The 965-nt window shown below is 68.7% G+C and carries 1 protein-coding gene; it reads right to left on the bottom strand.

The window, feature by feature from the left end:
• A partial coding sequence (locus ACQ0O7_RS45200) for an IS481 family transposase (RefSeq protein WP_430792114.1) occupies nt 1-965 on the bottom strand: 965 nt, incomplete at both ends.

Below are 965 nucleotides of genomic sequence, written 5' to 3'. Positions count from 1 at the left end.
TGTGATGTTCGGAGAGGTTGTCCAACCGGGTGATCGGTGAGACACCGCCGATGGCGGTGTGGGGTCTGTGATGGTTGTAATCGTGCAGGAACGCGGGTAGTGCCGCGCGGCGGGCTTTCTCGGAGTTGTAGAACTTGGTGAAGGCCCAGCCGTCGGCGAGGGTGCGGTGGAATCGTTCGATCTTGCCGTTGGTCTGGGGCCGGTACGGGCGGGTTTTCTTCATCGTGATGCCGAGGTCGTTGCAGGTCGTGCCCCAGAGCCGGGACTTGTAGGCGGAGCCGTTGTCCGACAGCACCCGCCGGGTCGTGACACCGCGGGCCGCGTACCAGGCCACGGCGCGGCGTAAGACGCCGGTGGCGGTGATGGCGGTTTCGTCGTCGTGGATTTCGGCGTAGGCGACGCGGGAGTGGTCGTCGATGACGGTGTGGACGTAGGCGGTGCCGATAGCGGGTTCGTGATCGCCGCGGCGCCGGCCGGTGCGGCGGGCGGTGGCTTGCCGGTTGTGCCGGCCGGTTCGTCTGCCGAGGTAGCGCCAGCCGCCGCCGTCGGGGATGTTGCCGAGTTTCTTGACGTCGACGTGCAGCAGGTCACCGGGCTGGGCGTGTTCGTAGCGGCGGATCGGTTCGCCGGTGGCGCGGTCGAGATGCGACAGCCGGTTGAGGCGGCGCCGGCGCAGCACGGCGTGCACGGTCGACGGTGCCAGGCCCAGGTGGGCGGCCAGGGGGACGGGGCCGAGGCGGCGTTTAGTGCGCAGGTGCACGATCTTGCGTTCGACGGGAGCGGGTGTACGGTTCGGCTGGCGGTGCGGTCGCGAGGAGCGGTCGGTCATACCGGCCTCGCGTTCGTCGCGGTAGCGCTGGGCCCACTTGTTCGCAGTCTTCCAGGACACGTCGTAGCGTTCGGCCGCTCGTGCGGGTGACCAGCCGTGATCCACGATCAGACGCGCCAGCCGCAATCGTGCACGT

Source organism: Actinoplanes sp. G11-F43 (genome assembly GCF_050589265.1).
Taxonomy (GTDB): domain Bacteria; phylum Actinomycetota; class Actinomycetes; order Mycobacteriales; family Micromonosporaceae; genus Actinoplanes.
The sequence above is the reverse complement of the archived record's forward strand: the minus strand, read 5'-3'. Positions and strand labels throughout refer to the sequence as shown.